General features: G+C 40.9%; 17 protein-coding genes and 2 pseudogenes. 14 read left to right on the top strand and 5 right to left on the bottom strand.

What is annotated here, in order from left to right:
* The first annotated feature begins 2 nt into the window (after positions 1–2).
* Entirely contained in the window at positions 3–956 is a 954-nt protein-coding gene (gene rarD, locus V6C17_RS04025; protein ID WP_333521256.1) for an EamA family transporter RarD, read from the top strand.
* 38 nt (positions 957–994) lie between these two features.
* Here rarD and V6C17_RS04020 read toward each other — a convergent pair whose 3' ends face one another.
* The 5 genes and pseudogenes from V6C17_RS04020 to V6C17_RS15950 form a co-directional block, all read right to left on the bottom strand.
* Positions 995–2,143: a hypothetical protein gene (locus V6C17_RS04020; protein ID WP_333521255.1), complete on the bottom strand. Its 1,149-nt coding sequence runs from the start codon at positions 2,141–2,143 to the stop codon at positions 995–997.
* Between the two features lie 201 nt (positions 2,144–2,344).
* Positions 2,345–3,121, bottom strand: a complete 777-nt coding sequence (locus tag V6C17_RS04015) for an IS3 family transposase (RefSeq protein WP_442891452.1) — start codon at positions 3,119–3,121, stop codon at positions 2,345–2,347.
* 50 nt (positions 3,122–3,171) lie between these two features.
* Positions 3,172–3,537, bottom strand: a complete 366-nt coding sequence (locus V6C17_RS15960) for a transposase (RefSeq protein WP_442891434.1) — start codon at positions 3,535–3,537, stop codon at positions 3,172–3,174.
* A gap of 84 nt (positions 3,538–3,621) precedes the next feature.
* A pseudogene (locus tag V6C17_RS15955) lies at positions 3,622–3,933 on the bottom strand (methyl-accepting chemotaxis protein); the annotation flags it as partial.
* 153 nt (positions 3,934–4,086) lie between these two features.
* Positions 4,087–4,482: pseudogene (locus V6C17_RS15950) on the bottom strand (sugar diacid recognition domain-containing protein); the annotation flags it as partial.
* A 332-nt stretch (positions 4,483–4,814) separates the two neighbouring features.
* Between V6C17_RS15950 and V6C17_RS04000 the strand changes: the two are divergent.
* The 13 genes from V6C17_RS04000 (at position 4,815) to V6C17_RS03940 (ending at position 17,796) form a co-directional block, all read left to right on the top strand.
* On the top strand, positions 4,815–5,807 hold the full coding sequence (locus tag V6C17_RS04000) for an NADH:flavin oxidoreductase (protein ID WP_333521253.1): 993 nt from the start codon (positions 4,815–4,817) through the stop codon (positions 5,805–5,807).
* A gap of 36 nt (positions 5,808–5,843) precedes the next feature.
* Positions 5,844–6,410 (top strand): nitroreductase family protein, encoded by a 567-nt coding sequence (locus V6C17_RS03995; protein WP_333521252.1) that lies wholly within the window; start codon positions 5,844–5,846, stop codon positions 6,408–6,410.
* A 260-nt stretch (positions 6,411–6,670) separates the two neighbouring features.
* Positions 6,671–7,654, top strand: coding sequence for a GTP 3',8-cyclase MoaA (moaA, locus tag V6C17_RS03990; protein WP_333521251.1), 984 nt, complete (start codon positions 6,671–6,673; stop codon positions 7,652–7,654).
* Between the two features lie 32 nt (positions 7,655–7,686).
* Entirely contained in the window at positions 7,687–9,408 is a 1,722-nt protein-coding gene (locus V6C17_RS03985; RefSeq protein ID WP_333521250.1) for an aldehyde ferredoxin oxidoreductase family protein, read from the top strand.
* Positions 9,409–9,565: 157 nt separating this feature from the next.
* Positions 9,566–10,810, top strand: coding sequence for a molybdopterin molybdotransferase MoeA (locus V6C17_RS03980; protein WP_333521249.1), 1,245 nt, complete (start codon positions 9,566–9,568; stop codon positions 10,808–10,810).
* A 12-nt stretch (positions 10,811–10,822) separates the two neighbouring features.
* The gene (locus V6C17_RS03975) at positions 10,823–12,787 is read left to right on the top strand and encodes a molybdopterin biosynthesis protein (protein WP_333521248.1); all 1,965 of its coding nucleotides are present in this window, start codon (positions 10,823–10,825) and stop codon (positions 12,785–12,787) included.
* 10 nt (positions 12,788–12,797) lie between these two features.
* The gene (locus V6C17_RS03970) at positions 12,798–13,082 is read left to right on the top strand and encodes a MoaD/ThiS family protein (protein WP_333521247.1); all 285 of its coding nucleotides are present in this window, start codon (positions 12,798–12,800) and stop codon (positions 13,080–13,082) included.
* A 31-nt stretch (positions 13,083–13,113) separates the two neighbouring features.
* Positions 13,114–13,350 (top strand): MoaD/ThiS family protein, encoded by a 237-nt coding sequence (locus tag V6C17_RS03965; RefSeq protein ID WP_333521957.1) that lies wholly within the window; start codon positions 13,114–13,116, stop codon positions 13,348–13,350.
* Positions 13,350–14,081 carry a HesA/MoeB/ThiF family protein gene (locus V6C17_RS03960; protein WP_333521246.1) on the top strand — a complete coding sequence of 244 codons (732 nt, stop codon included), beginning with the start codon at positions 13,350–13,352 and terminating at the stop codon, positions 14,079–14,081. Before V6C17_RS03965 ends, V6C17_RS03960 begins: the two co-directional genes overlap by 1 nt.
* A gap of 13 nt (positions 14,082–14,094) precedes the next feature.
* Entirely contained in the window at positions 14,095–14,964 is an 870-nt protein-coding gene (locus V6C17_RS03955; RefSeq protein WP_333521245.1) for a substrate-binding domain-containing protein, read from the top strand.
* 11 nt (positions 14,965–14,975) lie between these two features.
* The gene (locus V6C17_RS03950) at positions 14,976–15,677 is read left to right on the top strand and encodes an ABC transporter permease (RefSeq protein ID WP_333521244.1); all 702 of its coding nucleotides are present in this window, start codon (positions 14,976–14,978) and stop codon (positions 15,675–15,677) included.
* Positions 15,674–16,744, top strand: coding sequence for an ABC transporter ATP-binding protein (locus V6C17_RS03945; protein WP_333521243.1), 1,071 nt, complete (start codon positions 15,674–15,676; stop codon positions 16,742–16,744). Before V6C17_RS03950 ends, V6C17_RS03945 begins: the two co-directional genes overlap by 4 nt.
* Positions 16,745–16,899: 155 nt before the next feature.
* Positions 16,900–17,796, top strand: coding sequence for a LysR family transcriptional regulator (locus tag V6C17_RS03940; protein ID WP_333521242.1), 897 nt, complete (start codon positions 16,900–16,902; stop codon positions 17,794–17,796).
* Positions 17,797–17,805: the final 9 nt, after the last annotated feature.

Below are 17,805 nucleotides of genomic sequence, written 5' to 3'. Positions count from 1 at the left end.
CTTTGGGACAGATTAAAAGTTCGAAAAATATGGCTGGCGGAATTTTTTCCGCTCTTGGTGCTTATGTTATTTGGGGGATACTGCCGATTTATTGGAAGCTTGTTTCTGAGGTTCCAGCCCATGAAGTTTTGGCGCATCGAATTTTTTGGTCGTTTGTATTTATGGCTTGTATAATTCTTGCGCTCAATAAGGGCAATGACTTTATCGCCGAATTTAGGGACTTATTAGCTAAGAAGAAAAAGCTTGCTTGGGTAGTACTGGGAGCAGTGCTTATAAGTCTAAATTGGTTTATCTATATTTGGGCTGTTAATGATAATCGGGTTATTGAGACCAGCTTAGGTTATTATATAAACCCATTATTTAACGTAATTATCGGCATTGTTGTTTTGCACGAGAGATTATCGTTTTGGCAATTAATTTCAGTGTGTTTAGCCGCGCTTGGAGTAGTGAACATGGCGTTAAATCTTGGATCGTTACCCTGGGTAGCCTTAGTGCTTGCCATATCTTTTGGAATATATGGATTGTGCAAAAAGAAGGCAGGCTTAGCGGCAATCACTAGTATTACGCTTGAAACACTTATCATTGCACCATTTGCTGGTATTTATTTAGCCTATATACATTATCAAGGCAATGGTTTTCCATTGACGATATCTGTAACTACCGGTTATCTAATAGGAACTGGCATCGTTACGGCAGTTCCGCTGCTTTTGTTTTCTAGCAGTGCTAATAAGCTGCCGTTGTCTTTACTGGGATTCATCCAGTATGTTTCCCCAAGTATAGGGCTATTGTTAGGAATATTTCTGTATCATGAAGCGTTCACTCTTATTCATATGGTTTCATTTGGGTTTATCTGGTTGGCGCTACTTGTGTTTTCTTTAGCTAAAACCACGCTTTTCACATCGATAGAAGCAGCTATAGTTAAAAAATGGTATATAGAGCAGCATAAAGCTCAATAAAAAAAGTAAAGTAGAACCAACGGTTCTACTTTACTTTTTTAGCTGAAATCTTCATGGAATATGGCTTTCGCCGGCAAATATTTGCCAATCGGGAGATAAGATCCAAGCGAGTGCCCTACTGGGCTGCTTTCAGGTAATCCGCTGGACGTAAAAGGGAAGCCTCCAGAAAGTGAATTGCGATAGATTAGGAGATCGGGATTTAATCCGCTAAGGTCAATCCAGGTAAATCCATTTTCGGGTGTTACAAAGCTAGGGCGGGAAGCCCCGAAGCTGACGACTACCTTCGCAATGTTGTCTAATGTAGTTACTTCATAATCAGCTATAGAATAATGAGTTGTCTGATTCAGCAATGTTCCGAAGGACAGCCCCCAATATCGCATATTTTCAGTACCTGAAATATCTTTTTTGTGAAACGTGTCGGGAAAGGTCGGTGTTTTCCATTTGATATATAAAAGCATGGTAGGATCATTTCTTATAAAAGTATATATATATACAGATAATAGACTTTTCACTGGTACAACACCTTGTGGCTGAATGCTCCAATTAAGATCATTGAAGCCTAAAGGCATCTCTTCTTGCGTAATCTGTATCATCGATGGGGGATGAAATAATTCAATGTTTTTTAAAATAGAGCTATTCTCTATTTGAAAACCAAGTAATACTTCATTGATTGATGTTATAGGATGTAGTTCGCGACTTGTCAGGTCTTGAATAAGCACAGTGGGCAGCCCTACGCCACCGGTATCATTTGTTTTATCGCTGGGTACATATAACCGATATACAATAAAACCGATGTTGTCAGGCAGTGTTGTGGAGGAACCGACATAAAGTGTATTGTTTTCGGGAGATGGCGTATAGGGATGGTTTTTATCGGGTGGATCTGTAAAACTAATCTTCAAAGTGTAGTCTCTATTAGTTGCGTTAAAGTCCGCATTAGGCAAAAAAGGATTTGTACATCCTAAATCAGGCATAATTATTTGGTCGTAAGCTGTAGTTATTGAATTTGCACCTGTGTGTGCTGAAAAAGAAATATATCTGCATAAAGGATATCTACCTTGGATTATTATTTCTTTAGAGGAATCAGCTTTATAGGGCAAAACCCAAAAGTAGGCATTTTTGTCTGCTAGCAGGAATCCTGAGGGAATTGGCAGCCAAGTAGTTGAAAAGTCCGTGCGTCTTAAACCCATTAGCATAAACCTCCGTTCGCAATATATTACATTATATTCTTCTATAATATAAAAGTTACATAAAAAGTTGACGGTATGCTAAGTGGGTAAGAAATAGAAAATATAAAAAACAGGTATATCTATCTGAAGTGACCCCAAAAAGTTAGACAAAAAGAGAATCGTTTTTACCAAGGTAGTCGGTCAAGCCGGCTGCCTTGTTTTTTATGCTGCTAGCAGTCTGTATTGAACAGGCGATCGACCGCCAAGTTTACTTTTGATTCGCCGGTTATTGTAATAATCAAGATAATCTATTAGCTCGAATTTAAACTGGTCTATAGAGGGAAAATCCTTCAAGTAGAGCAATTCGTTTTTTAAATGTCCCAAGAAGTTTTCCATGACAGCATTATCTAAACAGTTTCCTTTTCGGCTCATACTTTGCAGAATACCTTTCGCTTTAAGCCTATGTTGGTATTTTTTCATCTGATATTGCCAGCCCTGATTCGAATGAAAAATCAGACCTTTCAAGTTTGGTCTTTTACTAAAAGCCTTGTTCAACATGTCCATAGTCTGTGCAAAATTTGGACGTTCTCTGATATTATAGGCAACGATCTCGCCATTATACAGATCGAGAATAGGCGACAGATAAAGTTTCTGACCCAAAAGAGCGAACTCCGTGACATCAGTAACCCATTTATGATTAGGTTTTTCCGCCTTAAAATTCCGTTCTAATCGGTTAGGAGATATCTTCCCAATCGTGCCTTTATAAGACTTGTACTTCTTCATTCTTACGAGACAAAACAATCCTAGCTCTCGCATTAGTCGCTGCACTGTCTTGTGATTGATACAATACCCTTGGTTATGCAGTTCCAGTGTGATGCGTCTGTAGCCATAACGATGTTTGTGATCCTCAAAGATAGTGAAAATTATTTCTTTTATCTTAGCATATTTATCAGGTCCATCAATTCTTTTAATCTGGTAGTAGTAGGTACTGCGGGCTATCCCGCCACTTGAATTAATTCGGTGACCTTATATTTATGCCAGTTCGTAGATCACCTGAGCTTTTTGCTTATCGCTTGCTCTTCCTTCCGTACTAAGGCATGTAATTTTTTTAAATAGTCTATTTCCATCCTAAGTCTTTGATTTTCTGCTATGAGGTCTCCTTCAACTTTTTTATCTAGTTTTGGTGGTCGGCCTTTGTTAATACCTATTGCGGCATTAGCACGGCCTCGACGTTCAATATACAGACCTCCTGGTCCATCTTCCAAATAGATTCGTTCCCATCTTTGTACTACGGATAGCGCTACAGCATACTTGTCTGCCGTAGCATTCTGACTAAGGCCATTGTTTCTCATATCTTCAACAACTGCTTGTTTGAATTCACCTGTGTACCTTGCATTTGGTTTTCCTTTTGGCATAATAAACACCCCTTATGTTAGACATTATACTATCTTGTCTAACATAAGGGGTCACTTCAATCATAGATTTACCTGTTTTTGTATTTAGTATCTTTGGGCCATTTGTACTAAGGAAGCACCAATAACTCTAACCTCTTCAACTGTGGATGCAATTTCCTGGATAGACGATGCTTGATGCTGCGCAATTTTGTTATTTGTCTGTATTACTTTGAGTACATCATCAATAGAATTTCGGAATTTATTCAGCATTTCGTTAATTGTAGAGGCAGACTTCCTGCTGTCATCTGACAGCTTTCTAACTTCCTCCGCGACAACCGCAAATCCTCTACCGTGTTCACCAGCTCGGGCTGCTTCAATTGCAGCGTTAAGGCCAAGCAGGTTTGTTTGAGCTGCGACTTGTTGAATAAATTTAATGATGTCATGTGTGCTATTAATATCTTGAGTTACTATTTTGGTAACATGGGAGGCTTCTTCGCTTGATGAGGCTAGTTGTTGGGAGCTTGCAGAGAGCTGCTGTATACTAAGGGCGGCTTTTTCAATAAAGGATGCAACATCGGTAGCACATCGATGTAATAAAGCATTGTTTTCTTTTTCTTTTAGTCTTGATATCACAAGGCCTGATGCAATATTGGCGAGAGCCTCAGTGTGTAAAGGATCGCCGGTTATACCAAAGTTGCCAATTTTAATGGTTCCATCCTTTACTGCTAAGTTTGTACCAGCCTTAACAGTACCACCCAACTTTTTGGCTTCTTCTTCTGTAACAACGATTCGATCAATGTTTGTAGTAAGAATTTTTTTGGCACCGGCATGGGTAACTCCAAGCCTGGTTTTAGCTGAGTCTCCGATTATGACGCCATTTTCATCACAGATTATAGCGTGATAATTTGAATTAGTGTAAATAAAATTTACAATGCTTTCCGCGGTTTCAACATCAATTTTTAACATAAAAGCCCTCCGATTTACATTGTATAAGCTGACATCATTATAGGTAAATAATATTAAATAAAATGTCGAAAATAGGAAGGAATTTTCAAAAAAATAAAAAAAATCGCTTACAAGTGATAATCCTACAAATGGTGTACAGATATAACTTACAAACCTGTAAGGTGATATGGAATATTCTTAATATAGTCGTTGAAAAAACATTATATGTCGGTGTTCTTAAGTATTAAATTGGATACTATAGTACTATTAAGTAAGTTCTTGCGGAGCGGCAATTTGTTGTTTAGCATTATATACAGAAATAATCAGGGTATTGGGTTATGAGGAGGGGTTCTATGAAATATGTACTGCAAGCATTAAAAGTTGGCAATCTAGACTTGGCTAATAGACTAGTAATGCCGCCAATGGCTACAGCCAAAGCCGATGCAGATGGCAACGTTAACTCTGCTATTTTAGATTATTATCGCGAGAAATCAGCTGGAGGGTTATCCCTAATTATTATTGAACATAGTTACATACAAAAGGCAGGGAAAGCTAGTGAAAACCAGCTTTCGATTGAAAATGACAGCGTTATTACTGGACTTGGGCAGCTAGTAAAAGTTATTCATGGTAATGGTGCAAAAGCGGTAATGCAAATTAACCATGCCGGGAGCGCAACTTCTTCCGAAATAACAGGTATGGATATAGTAGGTCCATCGGCAGTTGCGAATCCGCGTCGCGGGGGAAAGCCCCGTGAACTGACTAAGAAGGAAATTCAACATATTGTAGCGGCATTTGGTGAAGCTGCGCGGCGAACCAAAGATGCTGGTTTTGACGGTGTAGAAATACACTCAGCTCATGGTTATTTTCTAAATCAATTCTTTTCACCCCTAACAAATAAACGAAGTGATGAATATGGTGGCAGCTTAAAGAATAGAATTCGCATACACCTTGAAGTCATACAGGCAGTTCGGAAGACTGTCGGTGCAGAATTTCCTATTCTATTACGTTTAGGCGTTTGTGACTTTACAGAAGGTGGGACGACAATAGCTGACAGTCAATTTGCCGCTCAAGAATTTGTAAAAGCTGGTGTAAACATACTTGACATTTCAGGAGGGTTTTCTGGATATATTAACCCTGAGAATAGTGAACAAGGGTATTTCGCTCAGCTAAGTTTAGCTATTAAGAACGTAGTAGATATTCCCGTTATTCTAACAGGGGGAATTACAGATGTACATATAGCTGAAAGGCTTATTGAGGAGGGCAAGGCCGATCTTATTGGTGTAGGAAGAGCAGTCCTGCAAAATTCTCAATGGGCTAGAGAAGCTATTGAAAGCATTAGTTCATAAATATGAAATTTTATTTTAAGTATGGAGGGTTTTATAGTGGTGAATAATCTTGTACTGGAGACGATTAAGAAGCGAAGGAGCACAAGAAGCTATCTCGATAAGCAAATATCTCAGGAAGATTTACAAGCAATACTGGAAGCTGGTATATACGCACCCAGTGCAGGTAATCAGCAGAGTTGGCATTTTACAGTTATCCAAGACCAGGCAATACTAGCGGATATAAACAAAAGTGCTAAATTAACAGCTGTAAACATTGATAATGAACATATTAGTAAGATGGCGAAGAATGAGCAGTATAATATTTTTCACGGTGCCCCAACTGTAATTGTCATATCTGGTAAAGAAGACGGTCTGATGATAGAGGCTGACTGTGCCGCAGCTACCCAAAATATGCTACTGGCAGCAGAATCTATCGGTTTGGGGTGCTGCTGGGTTGATCTTATATTATTTGCTTTTTCAGGGGATAAAGGGGATCAATATAAAAAACAACTAGGTATACCGGAAGGATATAAGCCTTTCCACTCGGTAACATTAGGCTATAAAAAAGTTGAGGCAATAAATGCTCCTTCTCGGAAGCAAAACGTAGTCAATTATATTAGGTAAGCGGAATAGGTTAAACTAAACAGCCCACAGTCTTCATGCGAAGATTGTGGGCTGTTTAGTTTAACCTTCATTATGCACTTAAAGATAGTAAAAAATTGCTATGTTCTATTAGTTTGTAAGAATATGCTTTTCAAGATTATAAAGTGGCAGGGATAATGAAAGCAGTTGAAGAAAATTCTTTATAATGGTTAAAACTCAAGTATTATTATGAAATCCGTACTTACAATGTACTTAACAAAATATAATGTTGTGAGGTGAATATGATGCGGGACGGTTATGGTCGCATAATTGATTACTTAAGAATTTCTGTCACTGATCGATGTAATTTTCGCTGCGTTTACTGTATGCCGCCTGAAGGTGTCAGTTTACTCGCGCATGATGAAATACTTTCTTATGAGGAGATACTCCGAGTTGTTCGCCTGCTTGGTCAGCATGGTGTAAGCAAGATTCGCATTACTGGGGGAGAACCTCTTGTTCGCAAAGGAATAGTAGAATTTATTCGGAATGTCCGTAAAATTGAAAGCGTTAAAGATTTAGCTATGACAACTAACGGAAGTTTGTTAAGTGGTATGGCCGATCAGCTAAAAGCTGCCGGGCTGGATCGCGTAAACGTTAGTGTAGATACAGTCAACCATGAACGATTTGCCGACATTACAGGAAGAAAACATCTTACCGAAGTGTTGGCAGGTATTAGACGGGCGGTTGAGGCTCAATTAACGCCTGTTAAATTAAATGTTGTACTAACGGAAGCTTTATGGGAAGATGACTTGCTTTATTTAGTCGAGCAGACTTATAACAGCCCGATTGCAGTTAGATTTATTGAATATATGCCTATCGGAAGACTTGGAATAAAACCGGGGTTAGATGTTGCTGCCATAAAAAATATTATAAATAAAGCTGGTTATGGCTGTTTACAAGAGGATGATGCTGTTAAAGGTAATGGACCAGCCAAATATTTCAGGCTGCCCAAAGCGCAAGGTGTTATTGGCTTTATTACGCCAATATCTGAACATTTTTGTCCTAGCTGTAACCGGCTTCGCTTAACAGCTGATGGTAAGATAAAATCATGCTTATTATTAAATAACGAGATAGATATAAAAGCTTGCATGCGCGGCGGTGGAAGCGATATAGAGCTTTATGAGCTATTTTTAAAAGCGCTACAAGAAAAACCAGGCCGGCATCGGTTAAGCGAAGGACGGGAGGAGGATGATTTGACCAGGCGCATGTTTCAGGTAGGCGGCTAAAACATATCCGAATGTGGTGAGGAGGAGAAAAAATGTTTTATCGTGTTGACATGGCTAATTTAGCAGTAACTAAGGATGAAGGGGTAAAATATCAGGGTTTAGGCGGTCGTGCGCTTAGTTCTCGAATTGTTGCTGAGGAGGTTACGGCAAATGCGCATCCGCTTGGCGAAAATAATAAGCTGGTATTTGTTACCGGCCTGTTGTCGGGAACTGGAGCTCCTAATGCAGGCAGAATGTCTTTAGGTGCTAAGAGTCCTTTAACTGGCACAGTTAAAGAGAGTAATGTTGGCGGAGCAATGGGGACAAAGCTCGGAAGATTGGGAATTAGAGGGATAATTGTTGAAGGTTTGCCGCAAAAAGATACTGCTTATATCTTACGAGTTTCTACCGAAGGTCTATTTGTTGAAGAAATGCCAGCTTTGCAAGGATTGAACATTTATGATACTGTCGCCAAACTTCAGGAAGTTTTTGGAACAAAGGTTGCTATAGGCTGTATTGGTACAGCTGGTGAAAATAAAATGGTATCAGCTTGTGTCGGTTTTACTGACATGGAAGGGGCACCAACTCGTCAAGCCGGTCGCGGGGGCTTAGGAGCTGTAATGGGCAGCAAGAAGATAAAGGCTATAGTTGCTGATGACAGTGGAACCAAAATGGTATCATTTGCTGATGAAGCAGCTTTCAGAGCAGGTGCGAAGAAGCTTGCAAACGCGCTTCTTACCCATCCTGTTACCAGCCAGGCTTTGCCTGCATACGGTACAGACGTCCTAGTTAACATTCTCAGTGAGGCAGGCGGCTTGCCTACAAGAAACTTTAGCACGGGCAGATTTGAAGGGGCTAATGATATTGGTGGAGAAACGTTAGCGGCTGTAATCAAAGAACGGGGCGGAAAGACAGGTCACTCCTGTTCGCCAGGTTGTATTATCCGCTGTTCGCAAATTTACAAGGATAAAAAAGGAGAGGTTCTAACAGGCGGGTTCGAATATGAGAGCTGCTGGTCGTTAGGAGCTCATCTCGGCATTAATAATCTAGATGATATCGCTCTAATGAATCGTCTCTGCGATGATTACGGGGTAGATAGTATTGAAATGGGAGTTACAATAGGTGTTGCTATGGAAGCAGGCGTTGCTAAATTTGGTGATAGCCAGGCTGCAATTAATCTGCTTCACGAAATGGGTAAGGCTACTCCGCTTGGGCGAATTCTTGGGGCAGGGGCCGAAGTTACCGGCAAAGTATTTGGGGTACGCCGAGTTCCAACAGTTAAGGGTCAGGCAATTCCGGCATATGATCCTCGGGCAGTAAAGGGCGTTGGTGTAACCTATGCGACTACTACTATGGGGGCTGATCATACTGCTGGCTATTCGGTTACCGCAAATATTTTAGGTGTTGGCGGAAAAGTTGATCCTCTTAAACCTGAAGGGCAAGTAGATCTATCACGCAATCTGCAGATTGCGACAGCTTTCATTGATAGCACAGGCTTGTGTCTGTTCGTTGCTTTTGCGATACTTGACATTGCTGAAGGGTTAGAGGGTATTGTGGAAATGTGTAATGCCCGCTTTGGTTGGAATAAGACAATCGAGGATTATCTCGAAATGGGCAAACAGGTACTAAGAGATGAGAGAGGATTTAATAAATCAGCCGGAATTGGTGATGGAGCAGATGAACTTCCTGAATTTTTCCGCACTGAACCTTTATCCCCGCATGATGTAATATTTGACATTCCAAAAGAAGAATTGGATAAAGTATATAATTTCTAGTGGGTATTACCTTTTAGAATGTTTATTAGGGGCTAAAGTCAAAGTAGCTCTTCCTGATTTAAGAAAGTTATATTTAAGACAAAAGCCTGGCTGGGAATAACCTAGCCAGGCGATTGTCAATACGGAGTCTGCAGGCGATAGAAATGAGGGTAGTCTGATGGAGTTCTTTGAATATGTATCTCTTGAAAAGGCGCGAGCATTAATTGCGGATAGTCTTAATGGCTGTATGACGGGTAGTGAAACCGTTCGATTAAGTAACGCGCTAGGCAGAGTTGCTGCAGAAAATATTTTAGCCCAGGAAGACTTGCCGCCGTTTACCCGTTCTACTGTCGATGGTTTCGCCGTGCGCAGTTGCGATACTTTCGGGGCAAGCGAAACAGCACCAGCTCTCTTTGAAATTATCGGAGAAGTAGTTATGGGGGAAGCGACGACATTAGAACTCTTGCCAGGTCAAGCAGTCGTTATACCTACTGGTGCTATGCTGCCGGCAGGAGCTGATGCGGTAGTTATGATAGAGCATACCGAACAGCCTGATACAGATACTCTTTTGATACTGAGGTCTGCGCCTCCCGGAGAAAACCTCGTATTTAAAGGAGAAGATCTTAGGTCTGGAGATATAGTAGTGCAAACCGGAGAAAAACTCAAGCCGCAACATTTAGGCGCACTTGCTGCTTGCGGCTGTTCCAGCTTACTAGTACGAAAGCGACCGACAGTCGGTGTAATCTCGACAGGCGATGAACTTGCCGACATTGATGAGCCATTAGGCTTTGGACAAATTAGAGATATTAACTCGTATGCAGTCGGTGCTATGCTTGAAGACATGGGCTGCAATGTGGCACGATTTGGCATTGTCCGAGATAGCTACCAGAATCTCCTAGATGTTTTGGCAAACGCGATATCCAATTGCGAGCTTGTTGTAATTTCAGGAGGGAGTTCAGTTGGCACTCGTGATTACACGGTAAAGGCGATAGGTGCGCTTGGTACTCCTGGAGTGCTTTTCCACGGTGTGGCAATAAAACCGGGTAAGCCAACGATTTTCGGTATTATTCGTAATGTACCGATTTTTGGACTTCCTGGACATCCAGCGGCGGCTATGACTGTCTGTGAACAGCTAGTTAAACCTGCTGTACGTAAACTTTACGGACAAGATGAAAAAGTTAAACCTTATGTTATCCAAGCTCAATTCGTCCGCAGTTTTGCTTCGGCACCGGGACGGGACGATTTTGTTAATGTACGAATTGCTAAGAACGCAGATAAAATAACAGCTGAACCAATATTAGGGAAATCGGGCCTAATCAGCATTATGGTTCAGACCAATGGTGTAGTGCACATTCCATCCGAAAAAAGTGGATTGTACAGCGATGAAATGGTTGAGGTCATTCTCATGAAAGATGCTGATTGATGGGGTGAGAGTTTGCGTGGAAATAAATCATATCTAAATTGTGTTCAGCGTCAGCAGGCCCAAGCACTTTGGCAGCAAAAGCTAGTAAAGTACGGATTTTTTGAGAATCCTCGAATAGAAACTGTGTTATCAGAAACTTCACTTGGAAGAGTAACAGCAGCCTCTATTTATGCAAAACAGTCTGTTCCTCATTATAACGGATCGGCAATGGATGGTATTGCTGTTTGTGCAGAGGATACTTATGGGGCCACAGAAACTTCGCCGAGGCATCTTAGGTTGTTAGAGAAAGGCGAACAATATGTTCCTGGCGGTTGCTATATTGTTGATACGGGTGATGTTATCCCAGCGAGGACAAATGCAGTAGTTATGATAGAAGACGTTCATCTAGATGGTAACACAGCAGAAGTTATTTCTGCGGCAGCACCCTGGCAGCATGTGCGAATTATTGGCGAAGATATAGCAGCAAACGAAATTGTATTACCGGAATATCACAAAATTACTCCTGTTGATATTGCTGCACTACTGTCAGCGGGAATTGAACATATACCTGTGGTGCAGCAGCCCAAAGTTGCTGTTATACCTACCGGTGATGAGATTGTGGCTACCCACGCCGAACTTAAGCCAGGAACTATTTTAGATGTTAATTCTCACATGCTGGCGGCGGCAGTGACTGAATGGGGTGGAAAGCCAGTACGAATGCCAATCGTTAAGGATAAGCGAGAGGCCCTTAAGCAAGCTGTTTCTAACTGTTTGCAAGAGTTTGATGTGATCATAATAAATGCTGGCACTTCGGCTGGAACGGAGGACTTTACCTCTGCGGTCCTTGCGGAGTTAGGCGAAGTGATAGTTCATGGTGTAGCAATTAAACCTGGCAAGCCGGTAGTACTGGCGATATGTCAAGGGAAGCCTGTTATTGGATTGCCAGGCTATCCGGTTTCAGCTATGCTGACGGCTGACTTATTTGTTCGTGAAATAATATTAGCTAAGCATAAAATGCAAGTGTTAGATGAAGTAAAAACTGAAGCTGTTTTAACTAAGCAACTGGTATCAAATATTGGCGTAGAGGAATTTATTAGAGTATCGGTGGGAAATATACAGGGCAGGCTGGTGGCAGTTCCGCTAAACAGGGGTGCTGGTATAATATCTTCGCTTACCAAGGCGCAAGGGCTTGTACGTTTAGAACAGAGCTGTGCGGGCATTAGTGCCGGAACGGTGGTACCTGTAAAATTGCTAAGGGGTAACCAGCCGATTAATAACCTTTTAGCAGTTGGAAGTCATGATATGGCTCTTGAGATTTTGGGATCATTTTTACGCAGGAGGGCGGAAAATAGCTCGCTGTCTTGTGCTAATGTCGGCAGTATGGCTGGCATCATGGCTATAAGGAATAATGAGGCTCATATTGCTGGTATACACTTGCTTGATGACAAAACAGGGATTTACAATTTATCATTTGCCCAAAAATTATTAGCAAACAGAAGCAATACATGGCAATTAGTTCATCTCGCTATGCGTCAACAAGGTCTCATAGTAGCATTAGGCAATCCTAAAAATATACATAGCCTAATTGATTTATCAAGACCTGATGTAACATTCGTTAATAGACAAAGAGGATCGGGCACTCGAATGCTGCTTGATTTTGAACTAGGGAAGATGAATATTTCTCCAAGCGAAATATATGGTTATGAAAAGGAAGTTGGAACACATATGGCTGCAGCTGCTTCCATTTTGGCAGGTGCAGCGGATGCTGCTATTGGGGTTGAAGCGGCTGCAAACGCTTTAAACTTAGATTTTATTCCTATTGCTCAGGAGCAGTATGATATAATTCTAAATTTTGAATCTAACGATCAAGCACAAGATATTATTTTAGAAATTCTTAAATCTCCAGAATTTCGCAATGAGGTTGAAGCATTAGGCGGTTATGATTTGAGTGATGCTGGTAGGGTAATTACTTGCAGTAAAGATAGTCAGTTTCTTTAGGAGGGAGTATATGAGTACAATCGAACTCCGAGGGTTTATGGGCATTGCAGATATTTTTAAAGACAGGAAATGGCCAATGCCGCTTTTTTGGGAATTGGAAGAAAAAATATCGGGTGAAGAACTGCTTCTCAGATTAAATATAACAAAGGATAAAGTAGAAATATTGTTTATTAATGGTAAAGTATTTCTGCCTTGTCAGGCTGAAATAATACCTGGAGACCGTGTTGCCCTTGTCCCTCCTGGAACACCAGGACCGTACCGAGTGCTTCTCGGCTTTGTGCAGAAAAAAGATTAAAACAATCGACATGAGTGGAGGGATTTTATTGGTGATAGAAGTTCGACTTTATGCTACCTTGAGGAGGTTTTCCCCCGAGGCTTCAACGGCAGGGGTTTTTACATTAACTCTGCCTGAAGATAGTTCTGTAAAAGGGTTACTGTCAGCAATAGGAATATCACCTTCGGACGTGCATCTCTTAATGGTTAATGGGGCCAGTGCAGAACTTGATCGTATTCTCAGCGAAGGTGATAGAGTTGGGCTGTTTCCCCCAGTTGGAGGCGGCTGATGAGCAGTAAGGATTCAATCGAGATGCTATCAGCCGGCTTAGTTCCAGAAAAGTATTTAAGAAATATTGGTACAATCGGTATTGATGGTCAGCTTCGTTTGCTGAAAGCAAGGGTGGCAGTTATCGGAGCTGGGGGCTTAGGGGGAAATGTTATTGAATTATTAGCTCGTCAGGGAGTTGGGCATATCCGGGTAATTGACGGGGATGTTTTTGCGCCTCATAACCTTAATCGTCAATTGCTTGCGACAGAGAGTAACCTAGGTGTCAACAAAGCATTAGCAGCCGCTGATCGTATTGCTGAAGTAAATTCGGACGTGCATGTTGAGGCTGTGTCGAAGATGCTGGATGCTGAAAACGCATTAGAGCTGCTGGCGGAGGTTGATGTCGTTATTGATGCTTTAGATAATATAAGCTGTAGGTTACTAGTGTCGAAAACAGCCAGGCAACTAGGCATCCCCTTAGTTCATGGCGCAATTGCAGGCTTTACCGGACAAGTTACTACTTTATTGCCTCAAGATGCTGGATTAGAATCGATATATAAAGTTACTGCAGGCTCTGATAAGGGAATAGAAACTGCATTAGGGAACCCAGCTGCTACTCCAGCTTTTGCCGCTGCGATTCAGGTCCAAGAAGTAATAAAAGTTTTGACCGGAGTGGGTGAAATACTTAGACAGCGTCTTTTGTATTTTGATACAGAATTAAATATTTTTGAGCTTTTAGATATCAGATGAGGAGGGGATTTTAGTGCGTAAACTATGTAGTTTAGTTTTAATGCTAATGCTTATTGTTTTTTCTGGCTGTGCTATGAGCACTTCACAACAAGGTAAGACAAATCCTCCAGCACCAGCAAATAAAGATATTATTCTGGCAACCACAACAAGCACTCAAGACAGCGGCCTCTTGGATGTTTTGCTCCCGGTTTTTGAAAGCAAAACAGGCTATAAAATAAAAACTATTGCAGTTGGTACAGGGCAAGCTTTAGCAATGGGAGAAAAGGGTGAAGCGGATATTTTACTGGTACATGCTCCCGATGCTGAAAAGAAAGTCGTCGCAGCCGGATCGGCTGTTAATAGGAAGCTTGTTATGCATAATGATTTTATTCTGGTTGGGCCACCGAATGATGCTGCCTTAATTAAAGGGAAGAATGTTACCGAAGCTTTAACTGCACTAGCCAAAATACAAGCATCTTTCATATCCCGTGGTGATGATTCAGGGACACATAAAATGGAAAAAAGTTTATGGAAGCGGATAAATATTACACCAGCCAGCCCATGGTATAAGGAAGCTGGAGCAGGTATGGGCCAGACACTAAAAATTGCCGATGAAAAACAGGCATATACTTTAAGTGATAGAGCGACATACTTAGCTCAAAAGAAAAATCTTTCGTTAGAGGTATTAGTTGAAGGTGATGCAAAACTATTAAACATATATCATGTAATGGAAGTAAATCCTGCTAAATTTTCCAAGGCCAATAACGCGGGAGCTAAAGCATTCATTGATTTCTTACTTTCGGCCGAAGGTCAGTCCCTAATAAGCACTTTTGGAAAAGATAAGTTTGGCCAGCCACTATTTTTTGCTGATGGCGGAAAAACGGAGAAAGATATTGGACTATAGGGATTAAGCTTATGGATATGATAGGACAGGGCGTTATAAGTGCATATCAATTGCTTGCAAGTGCTGACAGCGAAATTTTTGAGGTAGCTTTGCTTACTCTAAAAGTATCACTATCAGCAACTGCCATTAGTGTACTGTTTGGCGTACCTTTTGGGTTATGGCTGGCCTTTAGGGATTTTGGCAGCAAGCATATTTTCAGCAGTTTGGTGAACTTTGGTATGGGATTACCGCCAGTTGTGGTCGGTTTGGTAGTTAGTTTGCTATTGTGGCGATATGGTCCTCTAGGTGGGCTCGGGCTAATGTATACACCGGCAGCAATGGTTATTGCGCAAGCAGTTATTGCTATGCCGATTGTTGCTGGGCTTACCTTTGCGGCAATTCTAAGTATAACCCCAAAGTTTCGTTGGCAGCTGTTATCACTTGGGGCGACACCACTTCAAGCCTGCTGGTTGCTTGTTAAAGAGGCGCGATTAGGTTTAATGGCCGCAGTAATTGCCGGTTTTGGACGTGTTGTATCTGAAGTTGGAGCATCTATGATGGTTGGCGGAAATATTAAAGGTCAAACAAGAGTACTGACGACAGCAACTGTCATGGAGGTCGGTAAGGGGAATTACGATATGGCTATGGCGATCAGCTTTATTTTACTTGTAGCTGCCTATAGTATTGTAGTATTGCTGACTTATTTGCAGCATGGCGGAAAGAGTGTAAGATGAGTGATAATTTATTAGATATGAAAAATATTTCCTTAGAGCGAGGAAATAGGAATAAAGTTCTAAATATAGATCGGTTTTCTCTGCGATACGGGGAGCTTGCGGCTGTGATTGGTCCGAATGGGGCAGGAAAAAGCACGTTACTACAGACTGTTAATCTTCTAAATGACGCCATGGGACAAATTAGTTTGTTTGGGCAGACTGTAAGACAAGCAAATAAAACGCAATTGCGCCGTCGGTCAGCAATGGTCTTTCAAGAGCCTATACTGCTTGAAGGGTCAGTATTTGATAATGTTGCTTTGGCATTAAAATTTCGCGGCATATCTGGCGGCGATATTAAAAAACTTACATACCAAGCTTTAAAGGATTTTCGCTGTGACCACCTGGCAGATCGCCCAGCCCGCCTGCTTTCAGGGGGAGAAACCCAGCGTGTCAGTATTGCTCGGGCTTTGGTAACTAATCCTCAATTACTACTGCTAGATGAGCCTTTTTCTGCTCTGGATGCAGATTCAAGCCGTAATATGATTGAAGAAATCAGACAATTGGCTAAAGAGCGAAAAATAGCAGTTTTGTTAGTAAGTCATAATTTTACGGATGTATTGTTGTTTGCTGAACGGGCAATTGCAATGTTGAATGGCTGCATAATTCAAGACGACAAGCCGGAAATACTTATGCGTAGGCCTATTAATAAAGATGTCGCCAAATTAGTTGGGGTAGACAATATTATGCCGTGTAAAGTCAGCAAAGGCCAAGATGGAAGAATGATAATATGCATTGCTAACAGCTGGCAATTTATTCACAGTGCAGAAGTAAAAGGTGAGGAGCACACGTGTTGTATACCAGGAGATGCTTTTTTAATCTCCGATAATGAAAAACAGAATGATAAATGGGTAAGGTTAGAAGGTATAGTAGATAGAGTAATACCTGATATCGGAGCTTACCGAGTAATAGTTAAGATAAGTGAACAAATAATAACAGCAAGATTGCCTCGTGGTCAGGTTGAAGGCTTTATAAAACAGTATAACAAAATTAGTTTAGCGTTTAATCCCGATGAAGCACATATCGTATAATTAACAAGGGCACTAGATAGGTTATAACTGTCAGTGCTCTTTTGAATATAGTAATACAATTTTGAAATTATAGTATTTTTAGTCATACTTCTGTATAATTATACTAATAATGTAAACTAGCAATGCAGCGAAGCACTGTTTTGGGGGTTGTTTTTTTGGAAATTCGCCAATTGAAAACATTTTTGAGTATTGTAAAATTAGGCAACTTCTCTCATGCTGCCCAGTATCTTGGCTATACACAATCTTCAGTTACTACCCATATTCAGTTATTAGAAAAAGAATTAAATACTGTTCTTTTTGAAAGGTTTGGTCATCAGCTAATGCTTACGACTGATGGTGAAAGGCTATATGATTATGCCGAAAGGATACTTAGGATTTCCGAAGATGCAAAGAACGAACTTGGTAATTTTGCTGTGCCATGCGGATCTTTGACTATCGGTATGCCTGAATCACTATGCGTATATCACTTAACTGACTTGCTAAAAGAATATAGTCTGCTTTATCCTGATGTTGAAATTAAACTAAAGTTTGGCATTAGCAGCGATTTCCGCAATCTTTTGCGTAAAAACATGATGGATGTTGCATTTTTCCTTGAAAAAGATATTCGGGATGCTGATCTGATTACTAACTTTTTATGGCCGGAGCCAATAGTTATAGTAGCTTCGCCAGAACATGAAATTGCACAAAAAGAAATTGTTCAGCCAAAAGATTTAAAAGATCAAACACTGATTTTTATTGAATCAGGCAGTGGATATCGCGCAGTATTGGAAGAAGGTTTGGCTAAAGCAGGAGTAAAACCTCGAACCGTTTTAGAAATATGTCAGATTCAGACCATCAAGCAATTTGTTATAAGTAAATTGGGTATTACCGTTCTCCCTGAGGCTGCAGTAAAAAATGAACTAGCTGAAGGGACTTTGGCGGCACTTCCTTGGCAGGGAATCGACTTAAAGACAGATGCTTACCTGGTTTACCATAAAGAAAAATGGCTTTCTAATACTATTAAGTCTTTTATTAAACTAACGGAAGAGCGTTTGCTAAAAAATAATGTGTGAAGCACGTAA

The sequence above is a fragment of the Dendrosporobacter sp. 1207_IL3150 genome (assembly GCF_036763085.1).
Taxonomy (GTDB): Bacteria; Bacillota; Negativicutes; order DSM-1736; family Dendrosporobacteraceae; genus JBAIYU01.
The sequence above is the reverse complement of the archived record's forward strand: the minus strand, read 5'-3'. Positions and strand labels throughout refer to the sequence as shown.